The 16,610-nt window shown below is 67.9% G+C and carries 14 protein-coding genes; 12 read left to right on the top strand and 2 right to left on the bottom strand.

The features are described from left to right. Positions 1-12 precede the first annotated feature (12 nt). The 6 genes from VARPA_RS15640 (at position 13) to VARPA_RS30225 (ending at position 7,064) form a co-directional block, all read left to right on the top strand. Complete coding sequence (locus tag VARPA_RS15640; protein WP_013541551.1) at positions 13-657, top strand: paraquat-inducible protein A; 645 nt, start codon at positions 13-15, stop codon at positions 655-657. Then, positions 654-1,382, top strand: coding sequence for a paraquat-inducible protein A (locus tag VARPA_RS15635; protein ID WP_013541550.1), 729 nt, complete (start codon positions 654-656; stop codon positions 1,380-1,382). Before VARPA_RS15640 ends, VARPA_RS15635 begins: the two co-directional genes overlap by 4 nt. Continuing rightward, entirely contained in the window at positions 1,379-3,049 is a 1,671-nt protein-coding gene (locus tag VARPA_RS15630) for an intermembrane transport protein PqiB (RefSeq protein ID WP_013541549.1), read from the top strand. Before VARPA_RS15635 ends, VARPA_RS15630 begins: the two co-directional genes overlap by 4 nt. Continuing rightward, entirely contained in the window at positions 3,046-3,687 is a 642-nt protein-coding gene (locus tag VARPA_RS15625; protein WP_013541548.1) for a PqiC family protein, read from the top strand. The genes VARPA_RS15630 and VARPA_RS15625 overlap by 4 nt, the downstream gene beginning before the upstream one ends. 158 nt (positions 3,688-3,845) lie before the next feature. Continuing rightward, positions 3,846-5,450 carry an MFS transporter gene (locus VARPA_RS15620; RefSeq protein WP_013541547.1) on the top strand — a complete coding sequence of 535 codons (1,605 nt, stop codon included), beginning with the start codon at positions 3,846-3,848 and terminating at the stop codon, positions 5,448-5,450. 180 nt (positions 5,451-5,630) lie between these two features. After that, on the top strand, positions 5,631-7,064 hold the full coding sequence (locus tag VARPA_RS30225) for a PAN domain-containing protein (RefSeq protein ID WP_013541546.1): 1,434 nt from the start codon (positions 5,631-5,633) through the stop codon (positions 7,062-7,064). A gap of 157 nt (positions 7,065-7,221) precedes the next feature. Here VARPA_RS30225 and VARPA_RS15610 read toward each other — a convergent pair whose 3' ends face one another. Then, positions 7,222-7,734 (bottom strand): HD domain-containing protein, encoded by a 513-nt coding sequence (locus VARPA_RS15610; protein WP_013541545.1) that lies wholly within the window; start codon positions 7,732-7,734, stop codon positions 7,222-7,224. Between the two features lie 198 nt (positions 7,735-7,932). Between VARPA_RS15610 and VARPA_RS15605 the strand changes: the two genes are divergently transcribed. The 6 genes from VARPA_RS15605 (at position 7,933) to VARPA_RS15580 (ending at position 15,183) form a co-directional block, all read left to right on the top strand. Beyond that, complete coding sequence (locus VARPA_RS15605) at positions 7,933-8,973, top strand: LacI family DNA-binding transcriptional regulator (protein ID WP_013541544.1); 1,041 nt, start codon at positions 7,933-7,935, stop codon at positions 8,971-8,973. Between the two features lie 15 nt (positions 8,974-8,988). Continuing rightward, positions 8,989-9,981 (top strand): NAD(P)-dependent oxidoreductase, encoded by a 993-nt coding sequence (locus tag VARPA_RS15600; protein ID WP_013541543.1) that lies wholly within the window; start codon positions 8,989-8,991, stop codon positions 9,979-9,981. A gap of 324 nt (positions 9,982-10,305) precedes the next feature. Next, on the top strand, positions 10,306-10,821 hold the full coding sequence (locus VARPA_RS15595; RefSeq protein WP_013541542.1) for an RNA polymerase sigma factor: 516 nt from the start codon (positions 10,306-10,308) through the stop codon (positions 10,819-10,821). Between the two features lie 118 nt (positions 10,822-10,939). Next, positions 10,940-11,995, top strand: coding sequence for a FecR family protein (locus tag VARPA_RS15590; RefSeq protein WP_013541541.1), 1,056 nt, complete (start codon positions 10,940-10,942; stop codon positions 11,993-11,995). A 116-nt stretch (positions 11,996-12,111) separates the two neighbouring features. Next, complete coding sequence (locus VARPA_RS15585) at positions 12,112-14,556, top strand: TonB-dependent siderophore receptor (RefSeq protein WP_013541540.1); 2,445 nt, start codon at positions 12,112-12,114, stop codon at positions 14,554-14,556. Between the two features lie 147 nt (positions 14,557-14,703). Beyond that, positions 14,704-15,183, top strand: coding sequence for a VOC family protein (locus tag VARPA_RS15580; RefSeq protein ID WP_013541539.1), 480 nt, complete (start codon positions 14,704-14,706; stop codon positions 15,181-15,183). A gap of 18 nt (positions 15,184-15,201) precedes the next feature. Here the strand turns inward: VARPA_RS15580 and VARPA_RS15575 are convergent, their stop codons facing one another. Further along, positions 15,202-16,500: an MATE family efflux transporter gene (locus tag VARPA_RS15575; RefSeq protein WP_200861481.1), complete on the bottom strand. Its 1,299-nt coding sequence runs from the start codon at positions 16,498-16,500 to the stop codon at positions 15,202-15,204. Between the last annotated feature and the right edge of the window lie 110 nt (positions 16,501-16,610).

Below are 16,610 nucleotides of genomic sequence, written 5' to 3'. Positions count from 1 at the left end.
GGGTACGCCCCCATGAAGGAAGTACCCGACACCGTGGTCTGCCCGGGTTGCGACGCGGTCTATACCCGCGCCCCGCTGAAGCCGCGCGACGTGGCCCGCTGCCCGCGCTGCGGCACCGAGCTGGACAGGCACCCCGGCTCGCAGCAGCAGCGCATCCTGCCGCTGACGGTGGCGAGCCTGATCATGTTCGCCATCGCCAACCTGTTTCCCATCGTCGAGATCGAGCTGCGCGGCCTGCGCAGCCAGACCACGCTGGCCGGCGCGGTGGTGGTGCTGGCGGGCGAGGGCATGTCGGTGGTGGCGCTGCTGGTGCTGGCAACGACCATTCTTTTTCCGCTGCTGCAGCTGTGCATCCTGGCCTACCTGCTGATTCCGCTGCGCCGAGAGCACCGGCCGCTGGGTTTCGCGGTCCTGGTGCGGATGATGCAGTCGCTGCGCCCGTGGGGAATGATCGAGGTGTTCCTGCTCGGCGTGCTGGTGGCCATCGTCAAGCTTTCCAGCATGGCAACCGTGGTGCCGGGGCCGGCGCTGTGGGCCTTCATGGCGCTCACGGTCACGCTGACGGCGGTGCTGTCGTTCAACCCGGGTGCCTTCTGGGAAATGACTTTCCGCGCCGCCGGTGATGAAGACAAGAAGCGGGAGGAGGCTTCCGCATGAAGTTCCTCCCTTTCCGCAGGTCGCGCGAAGCGAAGCCGGTGCATCAGGAGGTCGAACACGATCCCGATGCCCCGGTCGCGACTGCCGCCTCACTGGGTCTCATGGCCTGCCCGCACTGCGCAGCCGTGTGGCAAGGCGCACAAGAGGGCGATGCCTGCGGCCGCTGCGGCACGCACCTGCATACGCGCAAGCCCCAGAGCCTTACGCGCACCTGGGCCTTCTTGATCGCGGCCTGCATCATGTACATCCCGGCGAACCTGCTGCCGGTGATGATCACGCGCACGCTGTTCGGCGCGCAGTACGACACCATCCTGAGCGGCGTGATCTATTTCTGGGTGTCGGGCGCCTACGGGCTGGCCGCCATCGTCTTCATCGCGAGCTTCCTGGTGCCGCTGTTCAAGCTGGCGGTGCTCTTCTTGCTTGTGGTGATGGCCCAGCGCGCGAGCACCTGGCGCCAGCACGAGCGGGCAAAGCTGTATCACATCATCGAGATCATCGGCCGCTGGTCGATGCTCGATGTGTTCGTGGTGTCGCTGCTGACCGGGCTGGTGCAGATCCAGGGCTTCGCGGTCATCACCGCGGGCGTGGGCATCGCGGCCTTCGGCTCGGTGGTGGTGCTGACCATGCTGGCTTCGCTGAGCTTCGATCCGAAGCTCACCTGGGACAGCAAGGAAGCGCAGGCGATGCAAGAGAGTTTCGAGAACAGGGAAGAACAGACAGCATGAGTGAAGAAGATCCGCAACCGCAAGGCGACAAACCGGCACCATCCGCGCCGCCGTCTGCCCCCCCATTACCCCGACCCCAGGTCAAGCGCCGCCGTGATTGGCTGCCCTCGCTGATCTGGCTGATTCCCATCGTGGCCGCGCTGGTCGGTGTGACGCTGGTGGCGCGCATCCTGCTGGAGCGCGGCCCCGAGATCGTGCTCACCTTCAAGACCGCCGAGGGCCTCGAAGCCGGCAAGACCGCCGTGAAATACAAGGACGTGCAGATCGGTCTCGTGCAGAGCCTGCGCCTCGCGCGCGACCGCTCGCACGTGCGCGTGCTGGTGCAGCTCAACAAGGACGCCGAGAGCTTCACTTCCGACGATTCGCGCTTCTGGGTCGTGCGGCCGCGCCTCGACACCTCGGGCATCTCGGGCCTGGGCACCTTGCTGTCGGGCGCCTACATCGGCGCCGATGCCGGCGTGTCGAAGGAAACCGCGGGCGAATTCAAGGGCCTGGAGGCGCCGCCCATCGTCACGCGCGACGACTCTGGCCAGCAGTTCTTGCTGCGCGCCACCGACATCGGTTCGCTCGATGTGGGCTCGCCCGTGTACTTCCGCCGCATCAAGGTCGGGCAGGTCGCCGCATACGAGCTCGACGGCGACGGCCGCGGCGTCACGCTGCGGGTGTTCGTCAACGCGCCCTACGACAAGTTCGTGGGCGTCAACACCCGCTTCTGGCAGGCGAGCGGCATCGATGCGCAACTGAGCGCCAGTGGCTTCACGCTGCGCACCCAGTCGCTCGCGACCATCCTGCTCGGCGGCATCGCCTTCCAGGCGCCCGACGACGCGATGGGTCCGCTGGCAAAGGAGAACACCGCCTTCATGCTGGCGCAGGACGAAGTGGCGGCCATGAAGGAGCCCGACGGCCCGTCGCAGACGCTGCTCATGTACTTCAACCAGTCGCTGCGCGGCCTCGTGCCCGGCGCCCCGGTGGACTTCCGCGGCGTGGTGATCGGCGAGGTCAAGTCGATCGGCGTGGAGTTCGACCGCGCCGAGCGCGAGTTCCGCATGCCGGTGCTGGTGCAGATCTACCCCGACCGCCTGCGCCGCCGCGAGACCGGGCAGCCGCAGGGCACCGAGTCGCGCGCCACGCAGCAGGAGCGCCTGCGCTTCCTGGCCGAGAAGGGCCTGCGCGCGCAACTGCGCAACGGCAACCTGCTGACCGGTTCGGTGTACGTGGCGCTCGACTTCTTCCCGAAGGCGCCGCCCGTGCAGATCGACCTCGCGAAGAACCCGATCGAGCTGCCCACGGTGGCCAACAGCCTCGACGAGATCCAGTCGCAGGTGCAGGAAATCGCGAGCAAGCTCAACAAGGTGCCTTACGAGCAGATCGCGGCGGACCTGCGCACCACGCTCGCCACGCTCAACAAGACGCTCACCAGCGCCGAGCAGACCGTGACCCGCATCAACAACGACGTGACGCCCGAGCTGGCCGCGGCCATGAAGGATGTGCGCAAGACCGTCAACACGGCCGAGCGCACCCTGGCCGACGATTCGCCGTTGCAACAGGACATGCGCCAGACGCTGCGGGAACTGACCCGAGCCGCGGGCTCGGTGCGCGTGTTGACCGACTACCTGGAGCGCCATCCCGAGTCGCTGCTGCGCGGCAAACCGGACGACAAGAAATGATGAGCAAGACCTTTGCATTCGGAAAACCTGCGCTGATCGTTGCAGCCGCGCTGTTGGCATTGGCCGGCTGCGCGAGCAAGCCCGACAAGTACTACACGCTCGCCAGCCCCGTCGCGGCCGCCGATGCGGCGCCTTCGACATTGGGGAGCCCCGCGCCGCTCTACATCGAGCTCGCGCCGGTGTCCGTGCCCGAGCGCTTCGCGCGGCCGCAGATGGTGGTGCGCCAGCCGGGCGGCAGCGTGCAGGTCGAGGTGCTCGAGCAGCACCGCTGGGCTTCGTCGTTCGAAAACGAGCTGCGCGATGCGCTGTCCGGCAACATCTCCGCGCGGCTGGGTGCGCTCGACGTGACCAAGGGCGGACGCCAGACCTCGCAGCCGGTATGGCGCGTCGCGGTGCAGTTGCAGCAGTTCAATGCGGTCGATGGCGGGCGCGTCGATGCGAGCTTCAGCTGGACGCTGCGCCGCTCCGACGAAGCGCGCACGGTGGTGTGCCAGTTGAACGTCGGAGAGGCGGTCGCCGGCGGCATGGACGCGGTGGCGCAAGGCGCGCAGCGCGTGACGGCCGCTGCTGCTGCTGCGATGGCGCGCAGCGTGAGCGCGGCGCGTGCAAACCCGGCCTCTACGGCATGCGCGCTCTGATCCTTTTTCTTTCTCCCTCCCCTCCCGGGGGAGGGCCGGGGTGGGGGCACGCGGCCCTCGACCAGGCGCTGCGACATTGCAAGCGCCGCTTGCCCCCATCCCAACCTTCCCCCGGAAGGGGAAGGGGCAAGACCGGAATCCGATAGATCGGAGACCCCATGGCACAGATCGGCAAGGCGCCCAACGACCACACGCTGATCCTGCATGGCGCCAGGGCGGAAGAAGGCGCCTGCCCCGAGCGCTCCAAGCCCTGGGTGCTGGCCGCGGCCATCGTCGGCTCCAGCATGGCCTTCATCGACGGCACGGTGGTCAACGTCGCGCTGCCGGCCATCCAGGCCGACCTGAACGCCACGGCCTTCCAGGCGCAGTGGGTGGTCGAGTCCTATGCCTTGCTGCTGGCGGCGCTGCTGCTCGTAGGCGGCGCACTCGGCGACCACTACGGCCGCCGCCGCATCTTCGGCATCGGCGTCGGCATCTTCGCGCTCTCCTCGGTGGCCTGCGGGCTGGCGGCCGATGTGCACCAGCTCATCGCCGCACGCGCCGTGCAGGGCGTCGGCGGGGCGCTGCTGGTGCCCGGCAGCCTGGCGCTCATCAGCGCGGCATTTCCCGAGAAGGAACGCGGCAAGGCGATCGGCACCTGGTCGGGCTTCAGCGGCATCACGGCCGCTGTGGGGCCGGTGCTCGGCGGCTTCCTGGTCGACCACTTCTCCTGGACCTGGGCCTTCTACATCAACGTGCCGATGGCGCTGCTGGTGCTGTGGATCACCTGGCGCCACGTGCCCGAGAGCCACGGCGCATCGGCCAGCGGCGGGCTCGATGTGTGGGGCGCGCTGCTCGCCACCGCCGGGTTGGGCGGCGTGGTCTATGCCTTCATCGAGGCGCCCACGCAGGGCTGGCATTCGCCGTACGTGCTCGCGGCGCTGGCCGTCGGCATCGTGGGCAGCGCGGGCTTCATCGCGGTCGAGCGCAAGGCGCGCACGCCGATGCTGCCGCTGGGCCTGCTGCGCATCGGCAACTTCAGCGGCGCGAACCTGCTGACCCTTCTGCTCTATGCGGCGCTCGGCGGCGGGCTGTATTTCTTCCCGCTCAACATGATCCAGGTGCAGGGCTACTCGGCCAGCGCGGCGGGCGCGGCGCTGCTGCCGTTCATCTTCATCATGTTCGCGCTCTCGGGCTGGGCCGGGCAACTGGTCGACCGTTTCGGGCCGCGCCTGCCGCTGGTCATCGGGCCGAGCATCGCGGCGGGGGGCTTCGTGCTGTTCGCGATACCGGGCGTCGGTGCGAGCTACTGGACCGGCTTTTTGCCCGCGGTCGTGGTGCTGGGTTTCGGCATGACAGTGACGGTCGCGCCGCTCACCACCACCGTCATGAACGCGGTCGGACCCGATCTCGCGGGCGTGGCTTCGGGCGTCAACAACGCGGTGTCGCGCGCGGCGGCGGTGCTGGCAATCGCCGTGTTCGGCGCGGTCATGGCCTGGGCCTTCGATGCCGCGCTGGCCGATGGCTTGCGCAAGATGGGCGCCTCGGGCGAGGTGTCGAGATTCCTCGAAGGCGAGCGCAGCAAGCTCGCCGGCGCGGTGATGCCGCCGGGTGTAGATGCGGCCACAGCGGCGTCGGTCAAGCGCGCCGTGGCCGAATCGTTCGTGGCGGGTTTCCGCTGGGTGATGCTGCTGAGCGCGGGGCTGGCCGTGCTGAGTGCGTTGAGTGCCTGGCTGATGATCGGCAAGGGACCCGCCGCGCAGCGCGCCGACGAAAAACCATAGGCCAAGCACACGCCGATGACAGCCCGACGTATAGGCCCACTCAATACGACACCGAAGATTTTTGAATTGGATCGATAGCAGGCGTCAGTGATTTACTCCGCCCGGAGTTGCAGGAGCCACGCGAAAAACGCGGGGGCAACACGGGATTCATCCAACGTTCACGCGATGAGGAGACATCACATGAAGCCATCGATCCGCGCCGGCCTGGCGTGCCTGTTCACAGCGCTCGCCGGCCATGCAGCCGCAGCATCGCTCGACGCGTTCACGCTCTCGCCGAACGCCGCCATCTCGGGCTACAACGTCGAGAACCTGGCGCAGTCCACGCCCGAGATGTGCGCGACGGCCTGCCTGTCCGCACCGCGCGCCACCTGGTGCGTGTCGTTCGATTTCAACAAGACCAACCAGAGCTGCGACCTCAGCGACAAACAGGCGGCCGATGTCGGCGGCCTGAAGACCGATTACCCCGGCAACCCCTACGACCACTACAGCCTGAAGCCCGATCCGCTGAAGGCGTTCACGCGCACGCCCGATGCGGCGATCAGCGGCCACAACACCGAGACACTGCAGGCCGTGACGCCTGCCGACTGCGCCACCGCCTGCACCGACGCGAGCCGTGCCGCATGGTGCAAGTCCTTCGACTATCACAAGACCCCGCAGCGCTGCGACCTCAGCGACAAGCGCGCGAGCGATGTCGGCGGCCTGAAGACCGACTACGCCGGCAACCCTTACGACCACTACGCGCTGATCGCGGGCGAGGGCATTCCCAACCCCGTGCCGGGCAACAAGCATGTGCTCCTGATCGGCATCGACGGCCTGCGCGGCGACGCGATCCAGTGCCAGGGCTGCGTGCAGACGCCCGCGATGTCGGCGCTGATCGCGGGCGGCGCCTTCCACGGCAACGTGCTCGCGGGCGGCACCAAGCAGGCGACCGTCAGCGGACCCGGCTGGTCGTCGGTGTTCACCGGCTTCTGGGCCGACAAGCACGGCGTGACCTCGAACGACACCAGCCTGCCGCTGAAGAAGACGCACGTGTTCGACCTCATCAAGCAGGCCTGGCCCACGGCCACGACGGCGGTGGTCGGCGACTGGTTCAACATCACCCACAACCTGCGCCCCGCGAAGGCCGACTTCGTCGTCGCCAACGCTACCAAGAACTCGCAGCAGGCCACCGATGCGGTCAAGGGTTGGCTCAGCTGGAAGAACCCGCCGACGGCCATCTTCTATTACCTGCACAACGTCGACATCCACGCGCCGAGCTACGACCCGCTGAACGCCAACTACCAGAGCAAGATCGCCGGCGAAGACCAGCAGATCGCGCAACTGCTCGCCGCACTCACAGCACGCCCGAACTACGCGAACGAAGAGTGGCTGATCGTCGTGACCTCCGACCACGGCGGCACCGGCAGCGGCCATGGCGGGCAGACAGCGGCGGAGCGCAGCACCTTGCTCATCCTGAACAACAACTACGCAAACCCGCTGAAGCCCGCCTACTGCCAGGGCAACCTCGGCGCGACCGCGATGCTGCAGGTGGACGGCACGACGCCGCACATCCTGGATTTCATGGGCCTGCCCAACGCGACAGAAGGGCACAAGCATCCAAGCTGCGGGCAGTGATCAGAGCACCGGTGGCTCAGCCCATCACCGACAGCGCGCCCAAGTGCACAGGGCATCGGGTGCTCCCCGCAGCGAAATCAAGGAGGAGGGCGAAGCCCGGGGGACATTCGCGGAGGGGAGTACCCGGTGGCCTGTGCACGCGCCCTGAACAGAGCCCTCAGGACGCCGGCCACTCCGACAGAAGCGAGTCGAGTTCGGCCCACAACGGATCGCACTGCCCCTTGCGAAACGCAGCAGCCCGAAACGTCGGGTGCTCCCCCCTATACGTGTCCCAAAGCTGTCGATGCCCATCGGCCACGCAGGCCCGCACATTCGCAAGCCGGTCCGCCGCCTTGACCACCAACGCGAGTTCCTCATCGCCACTCACCTCTGCCATCGCCGCGTAGGTCTTGGCCTTGCGCTCCTTGCGGTTGGCGCCGGGCGCATCGGTCAATAGCGACACGCACCGAGCCACCAGATCGCCGAAGCGCGATTGCACATCCGACAACGTGGCGTCGGTGTCCTCCACCACGTCGTGCAGGTAGCCGACGACCCGCGCCTTCTCGCCATAGGGCTGGAGCAGGGCGACCACCGCGTCCAGGTGGTGAACATAGGGATGCGCGCCATATTTCTGGTCGCCATGCATGGCGATGGCGTAGGTGCGCGCGGCTTCGGGTGTCGATGGGGTCATGGGGCATCCGTCCGATGGTTTTTTCCATTCTGCCTTCGCAGCCATCCGGCACCCGGGGGGCGAAAGGCAGCGTCCGGCCGATGTCGAGGCACCCGGCCATTTTGTTCGTTACCCTCGTGGTTCTGGTGCCCGTGCCGGCGTTCTCCACCTGGCGGCCGACGCGCATGGGCTTGCGACGATGAAAACTGGAAGGATTCCGTGAGCAGAATCACCGATGTGGCCCGGAGGGCGGGCGTGTCGACCAGCACCGTGTCGAACGTGCTGAACGGGCGCAGCGAACGCATGGCCGCCGAGACGCTGGCCCGCGTCGAGGCAGCGATCCGCGACCTCAAGTACCGGCCCAACACCTCGGCGCGGCAGCTCAAGACGGGCCACACGCCCTTGCTCGGCGTTCTGGTGCCGTCGATGGCCAACCCGATGTACGGCTTCATCGCGCGCGAGATCGAGGCGATGGCACAGGGGCGCTACGGCTTCCGCATCATGATCGGCAACACCTACCGCGACGCCGAGAAGGAAAAGCATTTCTTCGAGGACCTGATGGCGCACGGCGTGCGCGGCGTGATCATCATCTCGTCGATGGTCGACGAGCAGCACGTGGAAGCCGCCGCCGAGCGTGGGCTGGTGGCGGTGAGCTACGACCGCCGCGCCACGCCGGGGGTGCCCTCCGTCATCGATCACGTGACGGTCGACAACTTCGAGTCGCTGCGCATCGCCACCTCGCACCTGATCGAACAAGGCCATCGGCGGCTGGCTTTTGTCACGCCCTCCGGCCGCACGATGAGCCGGAACGAGAAGATCAGGGGGTTTCTCGCCGCAGCGAAGAGCGCGGGCCTGGAAGGCAGCGCGCAGGTCGTCGAGAGCCTGCCGGTCGACGAATACGGCGATTCGATGATGAGCGAGCTGGGCCGCATGCAGGCTCGCCTGCTCGCGAAATCGCCCGATCGCCCCACCGGCGTGATCGGCGTGAACGATCTGCTGGCCTTCGGCCTGATGGCTGGGTTTCGCGACGAAGGCCTCTCGGTGCCGGAGGACGTGTCGGTCATGGGAATCGACAACGTGTTTCTCTCCACGCTCATGTACCCCGCGATGACCTCGGTGCGCGTTCCGGTGCCCGAGATGGCGCAGGTGATGGTCGAGCGGGTGATGAGCCGGCTGGCCGATGCGTCGCTTCCGACGCAGGAGTTCGTCTTCGCGCCCACGCTGGTGGCGCGCGACTCGGTGGTGCCGCCGCGTGCCTAGCAAGGTTCCTTTTTCATGACCACGGTTTTCGTCAGCCATCCGCAGAGCAAGCTCGCCCCTTATTTCGGCGACCGTGCCATCGCCGCGTTGCAGGCCATTGCGCAGGTGCGCTTCAACCCGACGGACCATGAACTCTCCTCTGGCGAACTCGCCGGGCTCGCGCAAGGCTGCGACGCCATCATTTCGTATCGTCAGACGGTGGGCGACGAGGCGCTGTTCGCCGCGCTGCCCGACCTGAAGGCCTTCGTCCGCTGCGCGATCGACATCCGCAACATCGACGTGGCCTCGGCCAGCCGGCACGGCGTGCTGGTGACGCAGGCAAGCGCGGGGTTCATCGCGTCGGTGTCGGAGTGGATCGTGGGCGCGATGATCGACCTGGGGCGCCACATCAGCGCCTCGACGGCGCTGTATCACGCGGGCCAGCCGGTGGTGCCGGCGATGGGGCGCGAGCTGCGCGGCAGCACGCTGGGCGTGATCGGGTACGGGCAGATCAGTCGTTACCTGTGCGACGTGGCGCTGGCGCTGGGCATGCACATCGTTGTGTACGACCCGCATGCGTCGATCGAACGCCCCGGGCTCGAACAGGTCGCGCTCGATGCGCTGCTCGCGCGGTGCGACTTCGTGGTCTGTCTCGCGCCCGCCACCGAGGCCACCGAGAACCTGATGAACGCCGCCGCCTTCGCCGCGATGCGGCCGCAAGCCTTCTTCATCAATGCCTCGCGCGGCGACCTCGTGGACGAGGACGCGCTCCTCACCGCGCTCGACGCCGGCACCATCGCCGGCTGCGCGCTCGACGTCGGCCGCGCGCCCGACCAGATGCCCTCGCCGCGCGTGGCTGCGCATCCGCGCGTGATCGCGACGCCGCACATCGGCGGACTCACGCCGCCGGCTGTCGAGCATCAGGCGATGGAAACGGTGGGCCAGTTGGGCGAGCTGTTCCAGGGGCGGATGCCGAAGGGCGCCGTCAACGCGGCCGAGGCCTGGCGCTGGCGGAAAGCCTTCGGCTGATCGTTCCGTTCATCACACAACCAATCGAAGAGCCCGAGGCCGTGCCGCTGCACGACCTGCTGTTCTCGTGGGCCACATGGGCGCAGGAGGAGGGGTAGCCAGCGCGCGCCCCGTCCGGCAAGCGGAATGCCTACCCTTGGAGCAGGTGAGCTGCCTTGAAAACTGCACTGCCGACGCCGCCGGCGTGCACTCCTACCTGGACTGCCACGGCGAGGCGTGATAATCGGCGCCTCCCGTTTTCTGAATCGCCTCAGGTAAGCCACGCCATGTCGAAGCCAACCTGCACCTGGACTTCGACCGACCGTTTTCGGTCGTGCTGCGCCTGTGTTCGAACGCTATTACCGCGAACTGCTGAGCTTTCTTTCCCGAAAGGTGTCCGACCGCGCCACCGCGGCCGACCTGGCGCAGGAAAGCTACGTGCGCGTGTACGAGGCGCAGCGCACCGGCAGCGTGGTGCGCGACCCGCGTGCGCTGCTCTACCGCACGGCCCGCAACCTCGTCACCGACCACCACCGCCGCACCGGCGTGCGTGCCGATTTCGACGGGCCCGGTTCTTCGGAAGAGGGCGCGGTTGAGCTCGACGATTGCATCGGCCCTTCGACATTCGAACCCGACACCATCCTGTCTTCCGGCCAAGGGCTGGCGGCCATGGTCGCCACCATCGACAGGCTGCCGCCGCGCTGCCGCGAAGCCTTCGTGCTCTACAAGTTCGATGGGCTGTCGTATGCCGAGGTCGCCGAGCGCATGGGCATTTCCGTGCGCACGGTCGAGATGCAGTTGCGCATCGCGATGCAGGCCTGCTGGACATGCCTGGACGAAGTGAACGGGGCACCGCGATGAAACGCAAACCACCAACACAAGAGGAGCGAACGCGCGAGCGACGCGGTGCACCCACGATGCCCGCTACAGGGTTTTGCACCGCTCGCGCGTCTACTTCCCCAGGAGAGCTCCCCGAGCCATGACCCCATCGCTGCCACCGTCCGAAGAAGCATTGCGCCTGCGCGAGGAGGTGATCGACTGGTTCGTCCATCGCCGGAGCGCGAACTGGAATTCGCGCGACGAGCGTCTTTTCCAGGACTGGATCGACGCGGACCCGAAGCACGCCGATGCCTACCGCCAGTGGGAATCGCGTTGGCAGGCCTTCGACGCGATTGCGCCGGGGACCGTCGCGGGCTGGCGCGAGGGCTTCGCGGGAAGCCAGGTTGTCGCTTCCACGCGGCGCGGGTTCCTGAAGCCCGCGCTGGCGCTGGCCGCGGCGGGCGTGGTCGCCGGCGGCAGCTATCTGGGATGGAGCCATCAGCAGGCCCAGCCCGTGTTCGCGCAGGCTTTCGCCACCCAGCGCGGGCAGCAGCTCGAGGTGCCGCTGCCCGATGGCAGCGTGCTGCGGCTGGACACCGCCACGCGGCTGGAGGTGCGCTACTTTCGCCAGCGGCGTGAGGTCCGGCTGATCGACGGGCAGGCCGTCTTCGCGGTGCAGTCGGACGCGAAGCGTCCCTTCGATGTGCTGGCGGGGCCGTTGCAGGTTCGGGTGGTCGGCACCCGGTTTGCGGTGCGCTACACGCCGACCATGGCGGGCGCAGAGGGTGCGCGCGTGTCGGTGGAGCAGGGCAGGGTGCGGGTCGCGCGGATGGACCGGGCATCCGACGGAAGCTGGGCGGGATCCGCTTCGGGTACCGAGCCGCAGGGCGCCGTCTTCCTCACCGCCGGCCAGCAGGTGCACAGCGATGCAGAGGGCGCGCTGGCGGCCGTGTCGGCCATCCCGGGTGACGGCATCGCGCCCTGGCGCGAGCACCGGCTGAGCTTTGTCGACACGCCCCTGGCGCGCGCGCTGGCCGAACTCGAGCGCTACGGCAGCACCGGCCTCGTGGTGCGCGACCCTGCCGTGGCCGCGCTGCGCCTGAGCGGCACCTTCGACCCGCGGGACGCCCGCACGCTGCGGCGCGCGCTGCCGAGCGCGTTGCCCGTGCGGCTCCGGGGCGACGGACCGGTCGCCGAGATCGTCGCCGCGCCCTGACCGGTGGGCTCCGAAGCCTCGAAGCAAAAAATATTTCGTTGGGGATACGGTATTTCCGGCGGTTCGTGCGTCAGCCAGATAGGAACCATTTGTATTCACCTACCTGGAAGACGTTGATGAACCGCTTGATGAAGACGACGCCGGCACCGCTGGCGCTGGCCGTTGCGCTCGCCCTGGCGAGTGCGCCGCTGCGCGCGCAGACCCAAGGGGGTCAGGAAGGCCAGGGCGCACCGCAGCAGATCCGCATTGCCGCCCAGCCGCTGGCCGAGGCCCTGAACGACTGGGCCCGGCAGACGCGCATCCAGCTGGTGGTGCAGCAAAGCCTGGTGGCCGGCAAGACCGCGCCCGCCATCTCCGGCAGCCTGACGCCGCGCGCGGCGCTCGACCGTCTGCTAGCCGGCAGCGGGCTGGTGGCCGCGATGGAAGGCAATGCGGCTGTGGTCAAGACCGCTCCGGCAGCACCTGCTGCCACCGGGGCATCGGGCAGCTCGACGCTCCCGGCGGTCACGGTGGTGGCCGATGGAGAGGAAAGCGCCACGGGCCGCGTGCAGGGCTACGTGGCCCGGCGCAGCGCCACCGGCACCAAGACCGACACGCCGATCATCGAGACGCCGCAGTCGATCTCGGTGATCACGGCCGACCGCATCGAGGCCATCGGCGCCACCAACCTCAAGGACGCGCTGGGCTACACGCCGGGCGTGTCGACCACCACCTACGGCGCGGACTCGCGCTACGACTGGATCTCGCTGCGCGGCTTCGACGCCTATTCGCCGGGTTTCTACCTCGACGGCCTTCCGCTGCGCAACAACGGCACCTGGGGCGTGTGGCGCACCGAGAACTACGGCGCCGAGCGCATCGAACTGCTGCGCGGGCCTTCGTCGGTGCTGTACGGCATGAGCGGGCCGGGCGGAGTGGTCAACGTGGTCAGCAAGCGGCCCACGGCCGAACCGGTGCGCGAACTGCAGGTGCAGCTCGGGGACAACGCCCGGCGCCAGATCGCGGGCGACTTCGCGGGCCAGCTCGATGCCGACGGCAAGCTGCTCTACCGCATCACCGGCGTGCTGCGCGATGCGCAACTGCCCGCCGGCAAGGAAGCCGACGACCACAGCTACATCGCGCCCTCGCTGACCTGGAAGCCCTCGGCGGACACCAGCCTCACGCTGCTGTCGCAGTTCACGCGCACGCGCAGCGGCGTCTACACGCGCGCACGACCCACGGTCGGCTCGCTCGAGCCCACCGCGATCGGCAGCTACATCCCGTCGAAACTGTTCATCGGTGAGCCCGGCTTCGACCGGTTCAACCAGGACCAGCAGATGGTCGGCTACCAGTTCGAGCATCGCATCAACGAGACCTTCACCGTGCGGCAGAACGCGCGCTACGCCGCGCAGAAGCTCGACTACCGCGGCGTGCAGGCCTCGGGCTTCGAGACCCTGAATCCCGACGTTGCGACCGATCCCGCCAACTTCACGCAGCTCACGCGCAGCGTGTTCGGCAGCCGCGAGAACATCGGCGCCGTCGCGCTCGACAACCAGCTGCAGGCCGACTTCCGCACCGGCGACGTGCAGCACAAGCTGCTGGTGGGGCTGGACTACCAGCGCACCCGCATCGACCAGGTCACCTTCAGCGGCGGCAGCGCTCCGGCGCTGAACATCTACGCGCCGGTCCATGGCGGCGCGTACGACATCCCGGCGCCGTACTTCGACGGCATCACCCGGCTGAACCAGACCGGTCTCTACCTGCAGGACCAGATCAAGTGGGGCGAGCGCTGGTCGCTGACCCTGGGCGGGCGCTACGACGACGCCGAGAGCACCGTCTTCAGCCGCCTCGACGGCTCGAACCAGCGCATGCGCGACCACAAGTTCACCAGCCGCGCGGGCCTGGTCTACCTGCACCCGAGCGGCTGGGCGCCGTACCTGAGCTACACCGAATCGTTCGCGCCGACCGCCACCATCGATCCGGTGTCGGGCAACCCGTTCAAGCCCGAGGGCGGAAAGCAATACGAAGCCGGCGTGCGCTACCAGCCGCCGGGCAGCAAGGCGCTCTACAGCGCCGCCATCTTCGACCTGAAGCGCAACAACTACATCAGCTACGACGCGGAGTTCGTGCCCAAGCAGACCGGCGAGATCTCTGTGCGCGGCCTGGAACTGGAGGCCACCGCCGAGCTGGTGCCGCGCCTGAACTTCACCGCCTCGTACGCTTACACGCCGCGCGCGATCGTCACGGCCAGCGCCAATGAGAAGGAGATCGGCAAGCAGGCCACCGCGGTGCCGCGCCACCGTTTCTCGGTGTGGGCCGACTACCGCTTCGCCAACGGCGTGAAGCTCGGCCTGGGCGCGCGCTACACCGGCGCGAACTACGGCGACGGCGAATCCACCGCGCCGACCAAGGTGCCGGCGGTGACCGTGTTCGACGCCATGATCGGCTACGACATCGACCGCTGGAGCCTGGCGCTCAACCTGCGCAACCTGACCAACAAGACCTACTTCGCGAACTGCGGGTACGTCGCCTGCTACTACGGCTATCCGCGTACCGCGGTGGCGACCGCCACTTACCGCTGGTAGCCGACGGGGGCCCCTCTCGGCGCGCTTCTCGACGGAGCCCGAGGGCGCATGGGAACGTCTTTTTGACAGGAACCGCGCGGGTTGACAACGATCCGCCCCGGCTTTGATACTGAACTCTCAGGTTCATCATCCAAGCAAAGGAGACCCATGCAAAAGATCGTTCCCTGCCTCTGGTTCGACGGCAACGGCGAAGAGGTGATCAATTTCTACGCCGGCATCTTTCCGAACTCCCGCGTGACCGACCGGCTGCACTGGCCCGCCAACGGCCCCGGCCCCAAGGACGGCAGCCTGCTGACCGCCACCTTCGAGCTCTTCGGCCAGGAATTCATGATTCTCAACGGCGGCCCCGACTACAAGTTCACCCCGGCCTTGTCGCTCTACGTGCCCTGCGAGACGCAGGCCGAGGTCGATCACTACTGGGACAAGCTGCTCGAAGGCGGCGGCAAGCCCGTGAAGTGCGGCTGGCTCACCGACCGCTACGGCGTCTCGTGGCAGGTGGCACCCCAGGCCATGACACGCATGTTCCAGGACAAGGACCCCGAGAAGGCCGGCCGCGCGATGCGGGCGATGATGGAGATGACCAAGCTCGATCTCGCGACGGTGCAGAAGGCCTACGAGGGCCGTTGAGTCCGGCCCCCGCTCAGCTCACACCAGCGTGCGGATCGCCTTCTTGCGCCACACCAGCTGGTAGTACGCGGTCTGCAGCAGCAGCATCGCGCCGAAGGTCACGGGGTAGGCGATCCAGATGCCGTCCAGCCCGATGCGGTGGCTCATGAACCAGGCCACCGGCACCTCGACGCCCAGGATGCAGACGATGGAGATCACCGTCGGCACCAGCACCGAGCCGCTGGCCCGCATGACGCCCGACGTGGCCGCGGCCATGCCGAAGATCACCAGGCTCCACAGCATGATGTGCAAGAGCGTCTGCGCGATCTCGATCACCGGCTCGCTGGTGATGAAAAAGCCCATGAGCGGCCGCGAGAACAAATAGCCCAGCAGCACGAGGCCGCCGGTCAGCACGAGGTTCATCAGGAGCGCCGTCTTGGTGATCGCGCCCAGCCGGTCGGCACGGCCCGCGCCGATGGCCTGCGCACCGAGGATCGACGCGGCAATGGCGATCGAAATGGCCGGGAACTGCACGTACGCCACCACCTGGTTCACCGCGCCGTAAGCGGCCGTGGCATTCGAGCCGTAGCTGTTGACCATCGACAGCAGCACCACTTCGGCCAGCGCCACCACGATCATCTGCACGCCCGTGGGCACGCCGATGCGCAGCACCGCCTTCAGCAATTGCGGCTGGATGCGCAGATACCGGAAGAACTCCGCATCGGGCGCGAGCGGGCTCTTTTTCTGGCGCAGCCGAAAGCCCAGCCAGGTGGTCGCCACCACGAACGACAGCACCGAGGCCCAAGCGCCGCTGGCCACGCCCATCTGCGGCAGGCCACCCCAGCCGCGGATGAGCGCGGGCGTGACCACGAGGCCGATCAGGGTCGAGATCACCAGCGTGAGCAGCGGCGTGACGGTGTCGCCCACGCCGCGCAGCATGGCGGTCGCGAGCAGGAACACGAACACGCCGGGCATCGCGATCAGCATGATGCGGGCGTAGCGCGTCGAGTCGGCCAGCACGTCGGGCGGCGTGCCCAGCGCGGCCAGCATCGGCGTGGTGAAGGCGCCGCCGAACACCGCGATCACCAAGCCCATCAGCACGCCGACGGTGAGCGTGGTGCCGGCCACCGCCTTGGCCTTGGTCGCGTCGCGCGCGCCCCAGGCCTGGCCGATGAGGACCGAGGCGCCCGCGCCCAGGCCGATGATGAAGGCGATGAAGAAGAACATCACCGGAAAGAAGCTCGACACCGCCGCCAGCGCGCCCACGCCGAGCATCTGGCCGACGTAGACGTTGTTGAGCGTGCCCGAGAGCGACTGCAGGATGTTGCTGAGCAACATCGGCGCGAGGAAGAAGAGAAACACCTTCCACAGCGGACGCGCCGCGCCGACGGGCGACACGGGCACGCCCTTGAGGCCGCTCGGGCCGGTTGCGGAGGTCGTTGGATTAA

This window comes from Variovorax paradoxus EPS (assembly GCF_000184745.1).
GTDB classification, from domain to species: Bacteria; Pseudomonadota; Gammaproteobacteria; order Burkholderiales; family Burkholderiaceae_C; genus Variovorax; species Variovorax paradoxus_C.
Note: the sequence above shows the minus strand (reverse complement) of the source record. Positions and strands in the feature narration are given on the sequence as shown.